General features: G+C 69.1%; 17 protein-coding genes. 6 read left to right on the forward strand and 11 right to left on the reverse strand.

Annotated elements, in window-relative coordinates; genetic code table 11:
* Positions 1–235, forward strand: a 235-nt coding sequence (locus tag GT007_RS22635; protein WP_236571782.1) for a hypothetical protein, incomplete at its 5' end; no start/stop codon positions are given.
* On the opposite strand, the gene GT007_RS20285 is transcribed toward GT007_RS22635, so the two are convergent.
* On the reverse strand, positions 232–570 hold the full coding sequence (locus GT007_RS20285) for a HesB/IscA family protein (protein ID WP_160123495.1): 339 nt from the start codon (positions 568–570) through the stop codon (positions 232–234). The two genes, GT007_RS22635 and GT007_RS20285, sit on opposite strands and share 4 nt — an antisense overlap.
* A gap of 110 nt (positions 571–680) precedes the next feature.
* Here GT007_RS20285 and GT007_RS20290 point away from each other — a divergent pair, with 110 nt between their 5' ends.
* Positions 681–1,853 carry a deoxyguanosinetriphosphate triphosphohydrolase gene (locus tag GT007_RS20290; protein ID WP_160123496.1) on the forward strand — a complete coding sequence of 391 codons (1,173 nt, stop codon included), beginning with the start codon at positions 681–683 and terminating at the stop codon, positions 1,851–1,853.
* Here GT007_RS20290 and GT007_RS20295 read toward each other — a convergent pair.
* Positions 1,850–2,305 (reverse strand): Lrp/AsnC family transcriptional regulator, encoded by a 456-nt coding sequence (locus GT007_RS20295; RefSeq protein WP_201451991.1) that lies wholly within the window; start codon positions 2,303–2,305, stop codon positions 1,850–1,852. The two genes, GT007_RS20290 and GT007_RS20295, sit on opposite strands and share 4 nt — an antisense overlap.
* Positions 2,306–2,398: 93 nt before the next feature.
* Between GT007_RS20295 and GT007_RS20300 the strand changes: the two genes are divergently transcribed.
* Genes GT007_RS20300 through GT007_RS20310 form a run of 3 tightly spaced genes read left to right on the forward strand, consistent with a single transcriptional unit; the run spans position 2,399 to position 5,161 of the window.
* Complete coding sequence (locus tag GT007_RS20300; protein WP_160123497.1) at positions 2,399–3,358, forward strand: threonine ammonia-lyase; 960 nt, start codon at positions 2,399–2,401, stop codon at positions 3,356–3,358.
* A gap of 47 nt (positions 3,359–3,405) precedes the next feature.
* Complete coding sequence (locus GT007_RS20305) at positions 3,406–4,176, forward strand: LamB/YcsF family protein (protein WP_201451992.1); 771 nt, start codon at positions 3,406–3,408, stop codon at positions 4,174–4,176.
* 10 nt (positions 4,177–4,186) lie between these two features.
* Positions 4,187–5,161 carry a Bug family tripartite tricarboxylate transporter substrate binding protein gene (locus GT007_RS20310; protein ID WP_160123498.1) on the forward strand — a complete coding sequence of 325 codons (975 nt, stop codon included), beginning with the start codon at positions 4,187–4,189 and terminating at the stop codon, positions 5,159–5,161.
* Between the two features lie 40 nt (positions 5,162–5,201).
* On the opposite strand, the gene purU is transcribed toward GT007_RS20310, so the two are convergent.
* The 9 genes from purU to GT007_RS20355 form a co-directional block, all read right to left on the reverse strand.
* Positions 5,202–6,089: a formyltetrahydrofolate deformylase gene (gene purU / locus GT007_RS20315; protein WP_236571783.1), complete on the reverse strand. Its 888-nt coding sequence runs from the start codon at positions 6,087–6,089 to the stop codon at positions 5,202–5,204.
* A 21-nt stretch (positions 6,090–6,110) separates the two neighbouring features.
* Positions 6,111–6,737 carry a LysE family translocator gene (locus tag GT007_RS20320; RefSeq protein ID WP_160123499.1) on the reverse strand — a complete coding sequence of 209 codons (627 nt, stop codon included), beginning with the start codon at positions 6,735–6,737 and terminating at the stop codon, positions 6,111–6,113.
* A 20-nt stretch (positions 6,738–6,757) separates the two neighbouring features.
* Positions 6,758–8,395, reverse strand: a complete 1,638-nt coding sequence (locus GT007_RS20325) for an ABC transporter substrate-binding protein (RefSeq protein WP_160123500.1) — start codon at positions 8,393–8,395, stop codon at positions 6,758–6,760.
* 428 nt (positions 8,396–8,823) lie between these two features.
* Positions 8,824–9,033 carry a cold-shock protein gene (locus GT007_RS20330; RefSeq protein WP_160123501.1) on the reverse strand — a complete coding sequence of 70 codons (210 nt, stop codon included), beginning with the start codon at positions 9,031–9,033 and terminating at the stop codon, positions 8,824–8,826.
* Between the two features lie 194 nt (positions 9,034–9,227).
* The gene (locus tag GT007_RS20335) at positions 9,228–9,875 is read right to left on the reverse strand and encodes a TetR/AcrR family transcriptional regulator (RefSeq protein ID WP_160123502.1); all 648 of its coding nucleotides are present in this window, start codon (positions 9,873–9,875) and stop codon (positions 9,228–9,230) included.
* Positions 9,872–11,338, reverse strand: coding sequence for an efflux transporter outer membrane subunit (locus GT007_RS20340; protein ID WP_160123503.1), 1,467 nt, complete (start codon positions 11,336–11,338; stop codon positions 9,872–9,874). The genes GT007_RS20335 and GT007_RS20340 overlap by 4 nt, the downstream gene beginning before the upstream one ends.
* A 2-nt stretch (positions 11,339–11,340) precedes the next feature.
* Positions 11,341–14,499 carry an efflux RND transporter permease subunit gene (locus GT007_RS20345; RefSeq protein ID WP_160123504.1) on the reverse strand — a complete coding sequence of 1,053 codons (3,159 nt, stop codon included), beginning with the start codon at positions 14,497–14,499 and terminating at the stop codon, positions 11,341–11,343.
* 4 nt (positions 14,500–14,503) lie between these two features.
* Entirely contained in the window at positions 14,504–15,694 is a 1,191-nt protein-coding gene (locus GT007_RS20350) for an efflux RND transporter periplasmic adaptor subunit (protein WP_160123505.1), read from the reverse strand.
* A gap of 111 nt (positions 15,695–15,805) precedes the next feature.
* The gene (locus GT007_RS20355; RefSeq protein WP_160123506.1) at positions 15,806–16,492 is read right to left on the reverse strand and encodes a class I SAM-dependent methyltransferase; all 687 of its coding nucleotides are present in this window, start codon (positions 16,490–16,492) and stop codon (positions 15,806–15,808) included.
* Between the two features lie 156 nt (positions 16,493–16,648).
* Here GT007_RS20355 and GT007_RS20360 point away from each other — a divergent pair, with 156 nt between their 5' ends.
* A complete protein-coding gene (locus GT007_RS20360; RefSeq protein ID WP_160123507.1) occupies positions 16,649–17,401 on the forward strand; it encodes an SDR family NAD(P)-dependent oxidoreductase in 753 nt (250 codons plus the stop codon).
* Positions 17,402–17,594: the final 193 nt, after the last annotated feature.

The following is a 17,594-nucleotide window of genomic DNA, read 5'->3' on the forward strand; positions in this document are numbered from 1 at the left end:
ATTCCGTCCCGAACTCACCGCCACCGCCAAAAACTTACAGAATGCGGCATGCTCAGGCGACGCCGACGCTGAAAGCCGGTCAACCAGCCCATCCGGCCGCTTTCTGAAACCGCTTTTCAGCAGCCTGTTAGAGCGGTTTCCGTTCGCACCGGCTCACGGCAACCGCTCCAGGTATTTGTTTTCACGATCATCTTTATCCGATCAGATGATCCCATCTGATCGGATGATGATCTAGACCGCGAAGCTGACGCCGCAGCCGCAGCCGCTGGTGGCCTGGGGGTTGGTCACCTTGAAGTGGCTGCCCATCAGGCTGTCGTGCCAGTCCAGCGTGGCGCCGGCGAGGAATTCCAGGCTGGTGGGGTCCACCAGCACGCGCACGCCATCCTGCTCCACCACCAGATCGTCGGGATCGATGGATTCGGCCAGGTTGAAGTCGTAGCGCATGCCAGAGCAGCCGCCGGCTTCCACAGCGACGCGCAGCGCCGCCCCGGGCGTGCCCTGGCGGCTGGCAATGGCTGAGATCTCGGCCGCGGCGCGCGGCGTGACGAGGAAGGTGGTGCCATCCGGCATGGCGATACTCCTGATGCCATCAAGATAGCGTCGCCGCGGCGGATTTTCAGCCCCCTTCGCGCGCAACCCTTGATTGCGGCGCGCGGCGGGCGCTGTTACCGCTTTCACCCATGGTCCCTCCCTATCAATACTACCGATCCCTGGCCCCCTGGGCCGTGCATGCCGACGCCTCGCGCGGGCGATTGCACGCGGAGCAGGAGGACCGCACCCGCAGCCCCTTCCAGCGCGACCGGGACCGGGTGCTGCATTCGCGCGCCTTCCGGCGGCTGCAATACAAGACGCAGGTCTTCATCTTCCATGAGGGCGACCATTACCGCACCCGCCTGACCCACAGCCTGGAAGTGGCGCAGATCGCCCGCAGCCTGGCCCGCCGCCTGCGGCTGGATGAGGATCTGGCCGAGGCGCTGGCCCTGGCCCACGACCTGGGCCACCCGCCCTTCGGCCATGCCGGTGAGGACGCGCTGAATGCCTCCATGCGCAGCCATGGCGGCTTCGACCACAATGCGCAGAGCCTGAAGCACGTCACGCAGCTCGAACGCCGCTATGCCGGCTTCGACGGGCTGAACCTGACCTGGGAGGCGCTGGAGGGGCTGGCCAAGCACAATGGCCCGGTCCGCAGCCCCAGCGGCTATATCGCCGAATATGATTTCCGCCACAGCCTCGACCTCGCCAGCTGGCCCTCGGCCGAGGCGCAGGCGGCGGCGCTGGCCGACGACATCGCCTACAACAACCACGACCTGGAGGACGGTCTGCGCGCCGGCCTGTTCACGCTGGAGGAGGTGGGCGCCCTGCCGCTGCCGCGTGAGGCGCTGGACGAGGTGAAGCTGCAGAACCCCGGTGTGGCCGAGGAACGCCTGGCGCCCGAGATGGTGCGCCGCGTGATCGGGCGCATGATCAACGATGTGGTGGCCGAGACCACCCGCCGGATCGAGGCGCTGAACCCCGCCGACGCCGATGGCATCCGGGGCGCGCACCGCGCCATGGTGGCCTTCAGCGCGCAGATGGACGAGGCGAACAAGGCCGTCCGCGCCTTCCTGTTCGAGCGCATGTACCGCCACTGGCGCGTCAACCGCACCATGGGCAAGTCCAAGCGGGTGGTGCAGGTGCTGTTCCAGTTGCTGCACGGCGCGCCGCAGATGCTGCCGGGCCATTGGCGGGAAAAGGCCGGGGCGGCCGGCACCCCGCTCTGCGCCCGGGTGGTGGGCGACTATATCGCCGGCATGACGGACCGCTTCGCGCTGGAGGAATACGAGCGCCTGACCGATCCCTCGGTGCCGGGTTAAGCCAAGGGCACCATCAGCCCACGCTTCAGCGTCCCCAGCGCCACCCGGGTGTTGAAGCGGCGGATATTGGCGTTATCGGCCACCATGCGCTGGGTCAGGGCGTCGTATTCCTCGATGTCCCGTGCGGTGACGACCAGCACATAGTCGCGGTCGCCGGTCACATACCAGGCCTCCTGCACCGCGGGCTCCGCCACGATCCAGCGCTTGAAGCTGGCCAGCAGCTCCGGGCGTTCGCGCTCCAGCTCGATATCCACCAGCAGCGTCAGCGGGCGGCCGGCGGTCTTCTGGTCCACCACGGCGATCTCGGCGGTGATCGCCCCATCCTCCCGCAGCCGCGCCTGGCGGCGCTGCACGGCGGAGGCCGAGAGGCCGATCTCGGCGCCGATCGCCTCCGCGGGGCGGCGGGCGTCGCGCTGCATGGCATCTAGGATGCGGCGGTCGAATTGGTCCATGGGCCGCATGATGCCAGGATGATGCGCGGGGAAAACCCGATGAAACGCGCCGAATCGCGGCCAATCCGCGCATCGTCCCGGCATGATGCGCGCATGCCTCGCCCTATCGCCATCGCGCGCATCCGCGCCGCTTCCGCCCTGATCGACCCGGCTTTCCTCGACAGCCCCATGGCCCACGACTCGGGGCTGGACGCGGTGCTGGGCTGCCGCCTCTCGGCCAAGGTCGAATTCCAGAACCCCATCGGCTCCTTCAAGGGGCGCGGCGCCGAGTTCTTCGTGGCCACCGAACTGGCCCCGGGCGAGGCCGTCGTCTGTGCCTCCGCTGGCAATTTCGGCCAGGGGCTGGCGCGCGCGGCCACCCGGCGCGGCCATGCCTGCACGGTCTTCGCCGCCGAGACCGCCAACCCGCTGAAGATCGAGGCCATGCGCGGCTTCGGCGCCGATGTGCGCTTGGCGGGGCAGGATTTCGACGCCGCCAAGGCCGCCGCCAAGCGCTTCGCCGCCGATGCCGGCCTGCGCTTCGTCGAGGACGGGCTGGAGCCCGCCATCGCCGAGGGTGCCGGCACCATGGGGCTGGAGATCGCGGCCGCCGGCCGTTTCGACACCATGATCGTGCCGCTGGGCAATGGCGCGCTGTTGGCGGGGGTGGGTGCCGCGCTGCGCGCCGCCTCGCCCGCCACGCGCATCGTGGCCGTGGTGGCGGAGCAGGCGCCGTCCATGATGCTCTCGCTGGAAGCCGGGCGCATGCTGGAGACGGAGAAGGCGGACACCATCGCCGACGGCATCGCTATCCGCGTCCCGATCCCGGAGGCGCTGGAGACGCTGCGTGGCCTCTACGACGACATCATGCCGGTGTCGGAGGAGGAGATCTTCCGGGCCATGCTGTTGCTGCGCCGTCATCTGGGGCACAGCGTGGAACCCTCGGGCGCCGTGGGCGTGGCCGCGATCCTGGCGCAGCCGCACCGCTTCGCCGGGCGGCAGGTCGCCACTTTGCTGTGCGGTGCCAACCTTTCACCCGCCATGGCCGCGCAATTGGCCGCCGTTCCGGTCTAGGCTGCCGGTTACAACCGCTTCACAATCGTCCCGTAAGGAGAGTCTCTGTGCCTGTCGTGAACATCAATGCCGATATCGGCGAAAGCTTCGGCACCTGGCACAAGGGCAATGACCCGGCGGTGATGCCGCTGATCAACAGTGCCAACATCGCCTGCGGCATGAGCGCCGGCGACCCCACCGTGATGCACGGGACGGTGGCGCTGGCGCTGAAGCACGGCGTCTCGATCGGCGCCCATCCCGGCTACAACGACATCTGGGGCTTCGGCCGCCGCGCGATGAAGATGAACCCGCGCGATATCGAATACCTCGTCGCCTATCAGATCGGCGCCCTGATGGGCATCGCCGCGATGCACGGCGCGAAGGTGACGCATGTGAAGCCGCACGGCGCCCTGCACAATGTGGGCATCGTGGACCCGGACGTGGCGGACGCCATGGCGCGCGGCGTGAAGGGCGTGGACCCGAACCTGATCTATGTGGGCCTGGCGCATTCGCACATCGAGAAGGCGGCGCACCACCACGGCCTGCGTTTCGCGGTCGAGGGCTATATCGACCGCATGTACGATGACGACGGCAACATCACCTCCCGCTTCAACGCCGATGCTGTGCACAAGGACCCCGCCCGCGCGGCGGCCCAGGCGGTCGCCATGGTGGTGGACAAGGTGATCGTCACCCGCTCCGGCAAGCGCATCCCGGTCGAAGTGCATTCCCTGTGCCTGCACGCCGATGAACCCACCGCCGAGGCCGTGGGCAGCGCCACCCGCGCCGCCCTGCTGGCCGCCGGGGTGGAACTGAAGACCCTGCCCGAGATGGGCCTTTGAGGAGAGTGCGATGCTGAAGCGCCGCCTGCTGCTGTCCCTGCCAGCCCTGCTGCCGACGGCGGCGCTGGCGGCCTTCCCCGATCGCGTGGTGACCATCGTGAACGGGTTCGCGGCCGGGGGCTCCTCGGACATCGCGGCGCGCATCGCGGCCCCGCGCATTTCCCAGGCGCTGGGCCAGACCGTGGTGGTGGAAAACCGCCCCGGCGCGGGCGGCACGCTGGCGCTGAACTATATCAAGCGCCTGGCCCCGGATGGCCATACGGTGGTGATCGCCGACCCGTCCTCCCTGGTGATCGCGCCGCTGGTGAACCCGAACGTGGCCATCAATCCGCTCGAGGATTTCACGCCGCTGTCCATCTGGGGCACCACGCCGATGGTGCTGGTGGTCGCCCCCGACCACCCGGCGCGCGACGTGGCGGGGCTGCTGGCCTGGCTGCGCGCCAATCCGGGCCGGGCGTCCTATGCGTCCTCCGGCATCGGCTCCACGCCGCAGCTGGCGACGGAACTCTTCCTGCAGAAGGCGCCCGCCGGGGTGCCGCCCGTCACCCATGTGACCTATCGCGGCGGCAGCCAGATGCTGGAGGCGGTGATGAAGCAGGAGACCGGCTTCGGCTTCTCGGTGCTGAGCTCGGCGGCGGGGCATCTGCGTGGCGGCACGCTGCGGGCGCTGGCGGTCTCGGGGCCGCGCCGGGCCGCCAGCCTGCCGGGTGTGCCGACCATGGCCGAGGCCGGCTTCCCGGATTTCGACCTGATCACCTGGTACATGCTGCTGGGCCCGCCGGGCATGGCGCCCGAGCTGCAGCAGGCCTGGTCACGCGCCATGGCCAACACGCTGAAGGACGCACCCACGGCGGCGCGGCTGACGGAATCGGGGCTGGACCCGGCGGAACCGTCCTCTCCGGCGGATGCTGCGGCCTATCTGCGGGCGGAAAGCGCGCGATACGCGGCGATCGTGGCGGCGGCGGGGGATCGGCTGCGGAGCTGAAGACGGGGGCTTCGCCCCTGGCCCCGAGCCAGGGGCGCCTTCAGTCCCTGAACACCACCGTCCGGCTGCCATTCATCAGCACCCGGTCCTCCAGGTGCCACATCAGCGCGCGCGACAGCACGCGGCGTTCGATATCCCGCCCCTGGCGCACCAGGTCATCGGGCGTGTCCTTGTGGGAGATGCGTTCCACATCCTGTTCGATGATCGGGCCTTCATCCAGGTCCGCCGTCACGTAATGCGCGGTGGCGCCGATCAGCTTCACGCCGCGGGCATGGGCCTGATGATAGGGCTTGGCCCCCTTGAAGCCCGGCAGGAAGGAGTGATGGATGTTGATGCAGCGGCCCGACAGCTTGGCCGACAGGTCATCGGACAGGATCTGCATGTAGCGCGCCAGCACCACCAGATCCGTCTTCGTCTCCTGCACTTGGCGCCAGATCTCGGCCTCCTGCTGGGGCTTGTTCTCCTTGGAGATCGGCATGTGGAAGAACGGGATGCCCGTGAAATCCAGGTGCGGATAGGTCGAGAGCGGGTGGTTGGAGATGATGCCGGTGGGGATCATCGGCAATTCGCCGATGCGCCAGCGGTACAGGATATCGGCCAGGCAATGGTCGAACTTGGACACCAGCAGCATCACCCGCCGCTTCTCCGCGCGGTCGCGCAGGGCCCAATGCATGGAGAAACGCTCGGCCACCCGGGCCATTTCCGCCCGCAGCCCATCCAGGTTCAGGCTGCCGGCATCGTCCAGCATGATGCGGGTGAAGAAGCGGGTGGCGGCGGTGTCGTCATACTGCTGCGCGTCGCGGATGTTGCCGCCATGCAGGAAGATGGCGTCGGCCACCGCGGCGACAATACCCGGGCGGTTGGGGCAGGAGAGGGTGAGGATGTACTCGGCGGCCATGGCAAAGGGTTCCCGTGCGCGATGCAGCATGGGTATTCCCCATGCGGCCCTTTACGGCAACAGGCTGCGCAGCCCTTCCTGGGCCATCCACAAACCGAATAGGCAGAACAGGCTGGCAGAGAAGCCCGCCATGGCCACGGCACCACGCGGCGTGCGCAGCCAGGGGCCCAGCGCCTGCGCCAGCCCGGCCAGCACCCCGTGCCAGATGCCCGAGACCGCGCCATAGCCCAGCGCCAGCAGCAGTGCCTGGGGAATCGCCGGGGCCTCCGGCCGCACATAGGGCGGCACCAGCGCCAGCAGCAGCACGATGGCCTTGGCATTGCTGAGCGACAGCAGCCAGGCGCGCAGGAACAGGTTGGCGGGGTTCAGCGGCGGTAGGCCGGCCTCGGCCAGGCGGTGATGGCGGGCCGCCCACAGCCGCGCGCCGAGCCACACCAGATAGGCCCCGCCCAGCACGGTCAGCAGCGGCTGCAACCAGGGCAGGGCGCGTTGCAGCAGCGCCGCCCCCAGCGCGACCACGACCACATGCGTCATGGACCCCACCAGCAGCCCGGCCGCCGAGATCATCGCGGCCGCCCCACCCTGGCGGGTGGCGATGGTCAGCGTGAGCAGGCTGCCGGGACCGGGGCTGATGGCGATGGTCGCGCAGGTCAGAAGATAAGGCAGCCAGGACTCCATCCCGCCAGCCTAGCGGAGGGTTATTCCATCCGCACCGGGGTCAGGTCCTGGATCCAGTTCTGCGCCTGCACGAATCCCTTCACCCTGGCCGTCATGGCGCGCGCGTTCATGTCGTGCACCACCCACAGCCACACGCATTCATCGACCATGCGGGTGTGCATCTCGGCCACCACCTGGTCCTGCTTCGCCGGGTCGAACTCGGCGCGGATGCGGTCGGAGAAGGCGTCGAACTCCGGCTGCTCGACATAGCCCCAATTGTTGCCCCGCGGCGCGGTCTTGCGGCTGTCGAGCGCGGTGATGAAGCCGAAATCCGGGTCCACCCATACCCAGGAATAATTCAGCCCATGCAGCCCGCGCTGGGAGGCATCGCGCGATCCCTTCAGCCGCGACTGCACCATGGCGGCCCAGTCCACCACCTCGAAGCTGATCTCGATGCCCAGCGGGCGGACCATCTCCTGGATCGCCTCGTTCATCATCATCGGCTGCATCTGGCCGGAGCCGGAGGCGCTGATGATGATCTTGGCGCGCACCGGGTTGTTGGGGCCGAATCCGGCCTCGGCCAGCAGGCGGCGCGCCTCGGCGGGGTCGTGGCGGATGCGGAAGCTGGGATTGCCGAACCAGGGGTGCCCGGGCGGCACTTGGCCCACCGCCGGCGCGCCGAATCCGCCCAGCATGTTGGAAATCGCGGCCCGGTCGATGCCCAGGTTCAGCGCCTTGCGCACCCGGATATCGGCGAAGGGCGAGCCCGTATTCAGGTTCAGCACCCAGGGCCAGGTGTGCTGGTAGCTGTTGGTGACGATCTGCATGTTCTGCTGGCGCAGGCGCGGCACGGCATCGGGCGGCGGCGCCTCGATCCAGTCCACTTGGCCGGAGAGCAGGGCGGCCACGCGGGTGTTGGCGTCGGGGATGGGCAGCAGCACCAGGCGGTCGGTCTTGGGCACCCGGGCTTGGTCCCAGTATTCGGTGTTCTTCACCATCTCCAGCCGCTGGCGTGGCACGATGGAGGCGAATTTCCACGGCCCGGTGCCCGAGGGCGCGCGGGCGAAGGCCTCCCAGCTGCGGCCGACCTTTTCCCATTGGGTGGGGGAGGAGAAGAAGATGCGCCCAAAATAGTATGGCAGCAGCGCGTCGGGTTCGTGGGTGGAGATGCTGATGGAGAATTCCCCAAGCTTCTCGAACCCCGCGATATAGCCCATGCGGCCATAGGTCTGGGCGACCTGCCGGCGGTCGTATTGGGGGGCGTTCTGGTCGGTCAGCTTCACCAGGTTCCAGATGGCGGCATCGGCATTCCAGTCCGAGCCGTCATGAAACTTCACGCCGGGGCGCAGGGTGAACACCCAGCGGCGGCGGTCGGCGGCATCCACCTGCCAGTGCGTGGCCAGGCCCGGGGCGAGGGTGCTGGGCCGGTCCGCCCGCGACAGGTCCCAGTTGACCAGGCCATCATAGAGGGTGACGCCGGTGAAGCGCCAACCCTCGCTGCCCTGGTCGGGCTGGCCGGTCACGGAGGGGATGTCGGAGGCGGTCATGCCCACGCGCAGCACGGTTTCGCTGCGTTGCGCCTGGGATTCGCGGATGTGGATGTTGGCCCCGCCGAGGGCGGCACTGGCCATGATGGCCGCGCGCCGCGTGGTGGCGGGAAGGTTAGAGGATGCGGTCATTCGCCTGCTCCCGGAAGAAGGGGCCGCAGGCGCTTCACTCCCGTCCGAGGTGTTCCTCGTTGATGACGGTTTTATGACAGATTCGTGACCGCTTGGAAAAGAAGCCTCAGCCCATCATCTCGGCGATGATACGGCGGATCTCGGCCTGGCTGAGCAGGACGGGGGGCTTGTTGGAGGCGCTGGTATGCGCGTGGGTCTGGGTATTGGTCATGATGATATCGTTCTTATGTTGCGTTTTTTTGGGCCAGCACATGCGTGCCGTAGGCCAAGCATAAACGAGTGATGGTGACGAAATGATGAGAGAATTGGGGCGGAAGCCGTGACTTCCGCGCCCGCTGCTTCGGGAAAGCCTTAAAATTAGGCAAGCGAGTCACCCCTGCATGCGTCATGCAGGGAGAAACGCCCGAAGCCCGTCCGGGTTGCCGGACTTAGCCTTCCAGCTTCAGGTTGGTCGCGGAAACCTTGCCGCGCTGACCCTGCATGAGCTCGTAGGAGAGCTTGTCACCCTCGCGCAGGTTCTTGATGCCGGCGCGCTCCACGTCAGAGATGTGGACAAAGACGTCGGCCCCGCCGTCCTCGGGCTGGATGAAACCGTAGCCCTTGGTTGCGTTGAACCACTTGATGGTACCGTTGGACATGAAATTCCGTTCAATCATCGCGTGCCACCACGCGCGCATGCGTGGCGGATCAATCTTATGGGGAGCGGGATGCGGGCTCGGCTCTCACACAGCCGCGCTGGGCGCGGGTGCTTGAAGCCGGGAGATCGGTCCGAACCGAAAAGGCTGACGCGGGTCATATAGTTGCTGCGTCGCCGCAATACAAGGAAATCCTGTCACCCCGCGCGAATAAGTGCGCCATCCATGAAAACATCCACCGCCCGGCGCACCAGCATCGCCAGTTCCGCCTCATCCGGCTCGGCCTGCAGGCCCAGCATCACCATCATGTGGCGCGGGCCCAGCACCATGCCGTACAGCAGCTTGGCCGCCGCATGCGCGTCGTCCAGCTTCAGCCGCCCGGCGTCGATCTCCACCTGCAGGCGCCGCTGCATGGCATTGGCGCCGTGGCCGGGCCCCGCGCAATGGAAGGCATCGGCCAGTTCCGGCGCGCGGTGCGCCTCGGAGATGACGATGCGGAAGATCGCCATCTGCCGGGGCGCCAGCAGGTGGCGGGTCGCTGTCTCCAGCAGGGTGCACAGGCTGGCCCGCAGGTCCTGGCCATCCGCGGCGGGCAGGGTCAGCGGTTCCAGGCAGTCGCGCATCACCGCCTCGAACAGCGCGGATTTGGAGGGGTAGTGCTGGTACAGCGTCCGCTTGGACATGCCGGCCTGGCGGGCCACCTCGTCCATGTTGGTGGCGGCATAGCCCTGGCGCAGGAAGACCGCCTCCGCGGCCTCGCGCAGCACGCGGCTGCGCTCGGCCTCGCTCATGCGGGTGCGCGACTGTCCCCGGGGTGGCTCGATCTCCGCTGCCGCCGGCGTCATGGCGCCCTCTGCTCGCCTGCTTCCTCGGCGCTGGCACGCCAGCCGCCGCCGAGCGCCCTGTACAGCGTCACCCGGTTCTGCCGGCGCTGCAATTCCAGCGTGATCAGGGTCTGGCGCGCCGCGAACAACTGCCGCTCGGAATCGAGGGCCGACTGATAGTTGTCGAGCCCCGAGCGGAAGCGCAGCAGGGACAGGTTGTAGGCCCCCTCATAGGCCGCGACGAGGCTGCGCTGCGCCTCGATCTGGCTGGTCAGCGTGCCCCGCGCGGCCAGCGCGTCGGCCACCTCCCGGAAGGCGGTCTGCAGCGTGCCTTGATAGGTGGCCACCTGGATATCCGCGCCGATGCGCGCCGCGTCCAGGCTTCCGCGCAGGGCGCCGGCCTGGAAGATCGGCACGTTGATGGTGGGGGAGAACGACCAGTTGGCTGTCCCCGGCGCGAACAGCCGCTCCAGCCCCTGGCTCGCGGTGCCGCCGCTGGCGGTCAGCGTGAGGGAGGGGAAGAACGCCGCCCGCGCCGCGCCCACCTGGGCATTGGCCGCGCGCAGGTTGCGCTCGGCCGCCAGCACGTCCGGCCGCTGCAGCAGCACGTCGGAGGAAATCCCCGCCGGCACGTCGCGCACGGCGCTGTCCACGCTCTGGGCATCGGTGGGCAGCAGTTCCTCCGGCACCTCGGCGCCCACCAGCCGCTTCAGCGCGTTCAGGTCCTGCGCCTCCTGCCGGATGAAGGCGGCGAGGTTGGCCCGGGCCGTCTCCACGGAGGTCTCGGCCTGGCGCAGGGCCAGTTCCGTGGTCGTGCCGCCCTGGAAGCCGGCGCGGGTGATGGTCAGGGACTGCTCCTGGCTGGCCAGGGTGCGGCGCGTCAGCGCCAGCAATTCGCGGTCCGCGCCGATGGTCAGCCACGCATTGGCGATCTGCGCGACGAGGCTGATATGGGCCGCGCGGCGCGTCTCCTCATAGCCGAGGTAGCGTTGGAAGGCGCCTTCGGTCAGGTTGCGCACGCGGCCGAACAAATCGACCTCGAAGCTGCTGATGCCCACGCCGAGCGCGGAGCCGCCCCGGGTCAGCCCCACGGTGCTGTTGGCCGGATAGGCGTCGGTCGAGAAGGGGGCGGGGGTGCGGCTGGCCACGCCGCTGGCGCTGCCGCTGAGGGTGGGAAACAGCGAGGCGCGCTGGACGCGGTAGTTCGCCTCATACTGGGCGGCGTTCAGCACCGCCACGCGCAGGTCGCGGTTCTCGGCCAGGCCGAGCGCCACCACCCGCCGCAGCCGGTCATCGGCGACGATCTCGGACCAAGCGATCTCCGTGGCCAGGCGCGCCCCGGGCGCGGTATCGGCGGCGGGGCGCTGATAGGCCGGGCCCTGGGGCCAGCCCTCGGGCGTGGCGGGGGCCGGGCGGATGAAGTCCGGCGCCAGGTTGCAGCCGGCCAGCAGCAGCGCCACCGGCAGGAAAGTCAGGCTACGCATGGTCACTCTCCCGCGGCGGGGTGCGGTTGGGGGGCTTGTTGCGCGGCGAGCTTCTCGCTCTGCCGCCTGGTGCGGAACAGGCCCAGCACCACCAGGAAGAACACGGGCACGAAGAACAGCGCGAAGATGGTGCCCGCCAGCACGCCGCCGATGATGCCGGTGCCGATGGCGTGCTGGCCGCCGGCGCCTGCGCCGGTGGCGACCGCCAGCGGCACCACGCCCAGGATGAACGCCATGGAGGTCATGACGATCGGGCGCAGGCGCTGGCGCGCCGCTTCCTTGGCGCCTTCGGCCAGGGTCATGCCGCGGTCGAAATTCTCCCGCGCGAATTCCACGATCAGGATCGCGTTCTTCGCCGAGAGGCCGATGGTCGCGAGCAGGCCCACCTGGAAATACACGTCGTTCGACAGGCCGCGCAGCAGGGTGGCCGCGACCGCGCCCAGCACGCCCAGCGGCACCGCCAGCAGCACCGAGACCGGGATCGACCAGCTCTCATACAGGGCCGCGAGGCAGAGGAAGACCACCAGCAGCGACACCGCGTACAGCGCGCCCGCCTGGCCGGAGGATTGCCGTTCCTCATAGGACAGGCCCGACCAGTCGAAGCCGATGCCCGGCGGCAGCTGGGAGGCCAGGCGCTCCATCTCCGCCATCGCCTCACCAGTGGTGCGTCCGGGCGCGGGCATGCCCAGGATCTCCCGCGAGCCGACGCCGTTGTAGCGTTCCAGGCGCGGCGAGCCGGAGGACCATTCGGCCCGGCCGAAGGCCGAGAAGGGCACCATCTGCCCCTGGCTGTTGCGCAGGAACCAGCGGTCGAAATCCTCGGGCAGCATGCGGGCGGGCGCGTCGCCCTGCATGTACACGCGCTTCACGCGGCCACGGTCCATGAAGTCGTTCACGTAGCGCGCGCCCCAGGCGGTCGAGAGCGTCGTGTTGATGTCCGAGATGGACAGGCCGAGCGCGCTCGCCTGCTCCCAGTCGATGATGAGGCGGTACTGCGCCTCGTCGTTCAGGCCGTTGGCGCGCACGCCCATCAGCACGGGGCTCTGCGCCGCCTGGCCCAGCAACTGGTCGCGGGCGGCCAGCAGTGCCTGGTGGCCCACGCCGCCGCGGTCCAGCAATTCGAAGGTGAAGCCGGTGGCGTTGCCGAGCTCGGTGATGGCCGGCGGCGCGAAGGCGAAGATGAGCGCATCCTGATACCGCGAGAAGCGGATCATGAGGCGCTGGGTCAGGGCCTGCACGCGCTGGCGCGCCTCGGGCCGGTCCGCCCAGTCCCGCAGGCCGATGAAGCCCAGGCCCGCATTCTGCCCGCGGCCCGAGAAGTTGAAGCCGTTGATGGTGAAGATGGAGCGCACGGTGTCGCGCTCTTCCTCCAGCACATAGCGCGCGACCTCATCCAGCGCGCGCTGGGTGCGCTCGGAGGTGGCCCCGGGGGGAGCGATGATCTGCATGAAGGCGATGCCCTGGTCCTCATCGGGCAGGAAGCCCGTGGGCACGCGCAGGAAGCCGAAGCCGAGCGCCACCAGCAGGGCCGCGTACACGATCATCACCCGGATGCCGCGCTTCAGCAGCCCGCCCACGCCGCGCGTGTAGCCGCGCGTGGTGGCGTCGAAGCCCCGGTTGAACCAGCCGAACAGGCCCTTGTGCGGGTCGTGGCCCTTCTTGTGCGGCTTCAGCAGCGTGGCGCACAGCGCGGGCGTGAACACGATGGCCACCAGCACCGACAGCCCCATCGCGGTCGCGATGGTGATGGAGAACTGGCGGAAGATCACGCCCGTGGAGCCCCCGAAGAAGGCCATGGGCAGGAACACCGCCGACAGCACCAGGCCGATGCCCACCAGGGCGCCGGTGATCTGGTCCATCGACTTGCGCGTGGCTTCCAGCGGCGTGAGGTGTTCCTCCGCCATCAGGCGTTCCACGTTCTCGACCACCACGATGGCGTCGTCCACCAGCAGGCCGATGGCCAGCACCAGGCCGAACATGGTCAGGGTGTTGATGGTGTAGCCCGCCGCCGACAGCACCGCGAAGGTGCCCAGCAGCACCACCGGCACCGCGATGGTGGGGATCAGCGTCGCGCGCCAGTTCTGCAGGAACAGGAACATCACCAGCGTGACGAGGATGATCGCCTCGACCAGCGTGTGCACCACGCTCTCGATCGAGAGGCGCACGAAGGGCGTGGTGTCGTAGGGGTAGATCACGTCATAGCCGGCCGGGTAGCTCGGGCGCAGCTGCTCCATCGTCGCGCGCACGGCGCTGGCGGTATCCAGCGCGTTGGCGCCGCTGGCCAGCCTGATGCCGATGCCCGCGGCCGGGCGGCCGTTGAACAGCGCGGAGGTCGCGTAGTTCTCCTGCCCGATCTCGACGCGCGCCACATCGCGCAGCCGCACCTGGGAGCCATCGGGCTGCACGCGCAGCAGGATGGCGCCGAACTGGTCCGGCGTCTGCAGATAGGAGGGGCCGATGATGGTGGCGTTCAGCATCTGCCCGCGAACGGCCGGCAGCGCGCCGATCTCACCGGAGGAGACCTGCACGTTCTGCGCCGAGACGGCGTTGGACACGTCCACCGGCGTCAGCCCGTAGTTCAGCAGCTTCGCGGGGTCCAGCCAGATGCGCATCGCGTATTGCGAGCCGAACACCTGATAGTCGCCCACGCCCGGGGTGCGGCTCAGCGGGTCCTGGATGTTGGCCACGATGAAGTCGGCGATGTCGGCCTGGGTGGTGTTCGGCTGGCTGGAGACGAAGCCCACCACCATCAGGAAGTTCTGCGTCGCCTTGGCCACGCGGATGCCCTGCTGCTGCACGGTCTGCGGCAGGCGGGGGATGGCCAGGCTCAGCTTGTTCTGCACCTGCACCTGCGCCGTGTCGGGGTTGGTGCCCTGGCGGAAGGTGAGGGTGATGGTCGCGCTGCCGTCCTTCGCGGTCTGCGAGGAGAAGTAGATCAGGTTGTCGATGCCGCTCAGCTGCTGCTCGATGATCTGCACCACCGTGGACTGCACCGTTTCGGCCGAGGCACCCGGATAGGTCAGCGTGATCGAAATGGCCGGCGGCGCGATGGCCGGATACTGCGCGACAGGCAGCGATCGCAGCGCGAGAAGCCCCGCCAGCATGGTGGCGATGGCCAGCACCCAGGCGAAGATCGGGCGGTCGATGAAAAAGCGGGCCATGGGATTAGCCGCCCGTGCGCGGGGTGTTGGCGGCTGTGGGGGCCGGGGCCGCGCGTTCCGTCGGGTTCACGCGGGCGCCGGGGCCCAGGCGCATCACGCCCTCCACCACCACGCGGTCGCCTTCCTGCACGCCGGAGGTGACCAGCCAGTCGGTGCCGAGCGCGCGGTCGGTGGTCAGCACGCGCGGTTCCACCGTGTTGTCGGGCTTGACGACGAACACCAGGGGCTCGCCGCGCGCGTTGCGCAGCACGGCCTGCTGGGGCACCAGCAGGGCCTGGTCGGTGACGCCTTCCTCGACGCGGGCGCGCACGAACATGCCCGGCAGCAGCAGCCCGTCGGGGTTCGGGAATTCGGCGCGCAGCGTGACGGAGCCGGTGCCCTGGTCCACGATCACCTCGGTGAACTGGATCCGGCCGGGATGGGCGTATTCGGTCCCGTCCTCCAGGATCAGATGCGCTGTGGCGGTGTCGGCCGAATCGCGGTGCAGGGTGCCGGCCGCGATGGCGCGGCGCTGCCGCAGCAGCGCGGAGCTGGGCTGCGTCACGTCCACCAGGATGGGGTCGAGCTGGATGATGGTGACCAGCGCGCTGGTCTGGCTGGCCGTGACCAGCGCGCCGTTGGTCAGCGAGGAACGCCCCGTGCGCCCGGACAACGGCGACAGCACGCGCGTGTAGGTCAGGTTGATGCGGGCCGTATCGACCGCCGCCTGGGCGGAGGACACATCGGCCTCCGTCTGGCGCAGCGTGGCCTCGGCCGTGTCCATGTCCTGCTGGCTGACGGCGCGGGCGGCCACCAGCGGGCGATAGCGGTTGACCGTGATGCTGGCGGAACGCCGGCTGGCCTCGGCGCGCGCCAGGCTGGCCTGGGCGCTGGCCAGCGCCGCCTCATAGGGGGCCGGGTCGATCTGATAGAGGGGCTGGCCCTCCGTCACCGCCTGGCCTTCGGTGAACAGGCGTTCGCGCAGCACGCCGCCCACCTGGGGGCGGACCTCCGCCGTGCGGAAGGCCGTGGTGCGGCCGGGCAGGGTGGTGGTGACGGGCACCGCGCGGCGATGGATCGTGACGAACGTGACATCCGCCGGCGGGCGCTGCGGCGCCTGGGCCAGGGCGGGCCCGCTGGCCAGGGCGAGAGCGGCCAGGGCAGACGCCAGCGTGGCGCGACGCGGCGCGCGGCCGAAGGGATTGATTCGTGGCATGGGGTGTCCCGAAGCGAAACTGGTTAGTTTTCATCGGCGAAACTGAACAGTTTCCCCCGCCCCGTCAACCGGGTTTATGTTGCGACGCAATACGCTTCGTAACCGCCCCTGTTACACGGAGCGCCGCAGCAGGCTGGCCAGAAAGAAGGGCTTGCAGTGCTCGGATTGCAGTTGCAGCCCCGGCAGCCAGCGGAAGGCATCGTGGATGCGCCGCGTCACCCGGGAATCGGGATCGAGCTGGAAAAAGTAGTGATTGGCCAATAGCAGCAGCCCGCCCGGGGCCAGCAGTCGCACCAGCCGCGCGCCGATCTGCTTCAGCGCCTCGTCCTCCAGCGGGGACAGGTAGTAGATCACGTCGCTGACCACCACGAGGTCGAAGCGGCCATCCAGGCTCTCGGGCAGGGAATGGATATCGCTGACCTGGTAGCTGAGGTTGGGCAGGTCCGCGTTGGCGCGCTGGGCGAAGGCGATGGCGCTGGGCGCCACATCCACGCCCAGCACCTGGTCGGCGCGCGGGGAGAGTTCGCGCAGCATGCCGCCCACGCCGCAGCCGATATCCAGCGCGGCGGTGAAATGCCGGTCCTTCGGCAGCAGGGAGGCCATCACCTCATACTTGCGCCGCTGGTACAGATAGCTGGGCGAGGCCGAGGCCCAGGGGTCCCCGCGCTCGGCATAGACGGCTTCCATCGCCTCGCCCTGGCTCATGGTCTGGCGGTGCCGGGCGATGGCGGCATCGGTGCGCGCGCTGGTCAGGAACAGCCCGATATCGCGCAGCCGCATGAAGGAGAACAGGCTCATGCGCGATCACGCCGCGCGGGGGAGCAGAGCGGCATGATGCCTGCGCCTTTCTCAGGAAAGAGTGAGCCATATCGGCCAGCCCCGCCCCCGCGGCAAGGGGGCCGCTGCCCGCCGCGGCGCGGCGTGGTATGGCGGTGGCGGAACAGGAGGAACGGCATGATCCAGGGCAGCCTGACGGGAAAAGTGGCGCTGGTGACCGGGGCGGGGCGCAATATCGGCCGCGCCATCGCGCTGGAGCTGGCGCGCGGCGGCGCCGCCGTGGTGGTGAACGGCCGGGCCGACCTGCACGCGGTGCAGGCGGTGGCCGCCGAGATCGAGGCGCTGGGCGGCCGCGCCCTGCCGGTGCTGGCTGATGTGTCCGAGCCCTCGGCGGTGGCGGACATGATCGCGGCGGCCACCGAGGCCTTCGGGGGCATCGACATCGCCGTCTCCAACGCCGGGCTGCGCCGGCAGACCCCCTTCCAGCAGATGAGCCTGGGCGAGTGGCGGGAGATCCTGTCGGTGGCGCTGGACGGCGCCTTCATCCTGGCCCGCGCGGTGGTGCCGCTGATGGAGGCGCGCGGCGGGGGCAGCATCATTGGGCTGTCGGGCATCTCGACCCATATCGGCACGCCGAACCGGGCGCATGTCTCGGCCAGCAAGGCGGGGCTGGAGGGGCTGATGCGCGCGCTGGCGGTGGAACTCGCCCCGCTCGGCATCCGGTGCAACTGCGTCTCTCCGGGGGCGATCGACACGGTGCGGGGGGCGGCCGCCGGCGCCAACCCGGGCATGCGGCTGGAAGGCGTGCCGCTGGGCCGCAAGGGCCATGTGGAGGAGATCGCGGCCATGGTGCGCATGCTGGCCGGGCCGGAGGGCGGCTACATCACCGGCCAGACCATCCATGTGAATGGCGGGGCGTTTCTGACCTGAGGCCCCGGCCGGGGTGGCAGGCTCGGGGGCGTTGCCCCCGGACCCCCAGTCAGGGGCTCTGCCCCTTGTTCAGACTGGAGAGATGTTTGACAGGTGTACGGAGACATCCCTGACGGTTTTGAGATGGGGTGTTTCGTCCCTGAGGTCGAGTGTGGCGAGAGGAAATCGCGAGAAGAACACCTGCCATACTCCA

The sequence above is a fragment of the Rhodovarius lipocyclicus genome (genome assembly GCF_009900765.1).
Lineage (GTDB): Bacteria > Pseudomonadota > Alphaproteobacteria > Acetobacterales > Acetobacteraceae > Rhodovarius > Rhodovarius lipocyclicus.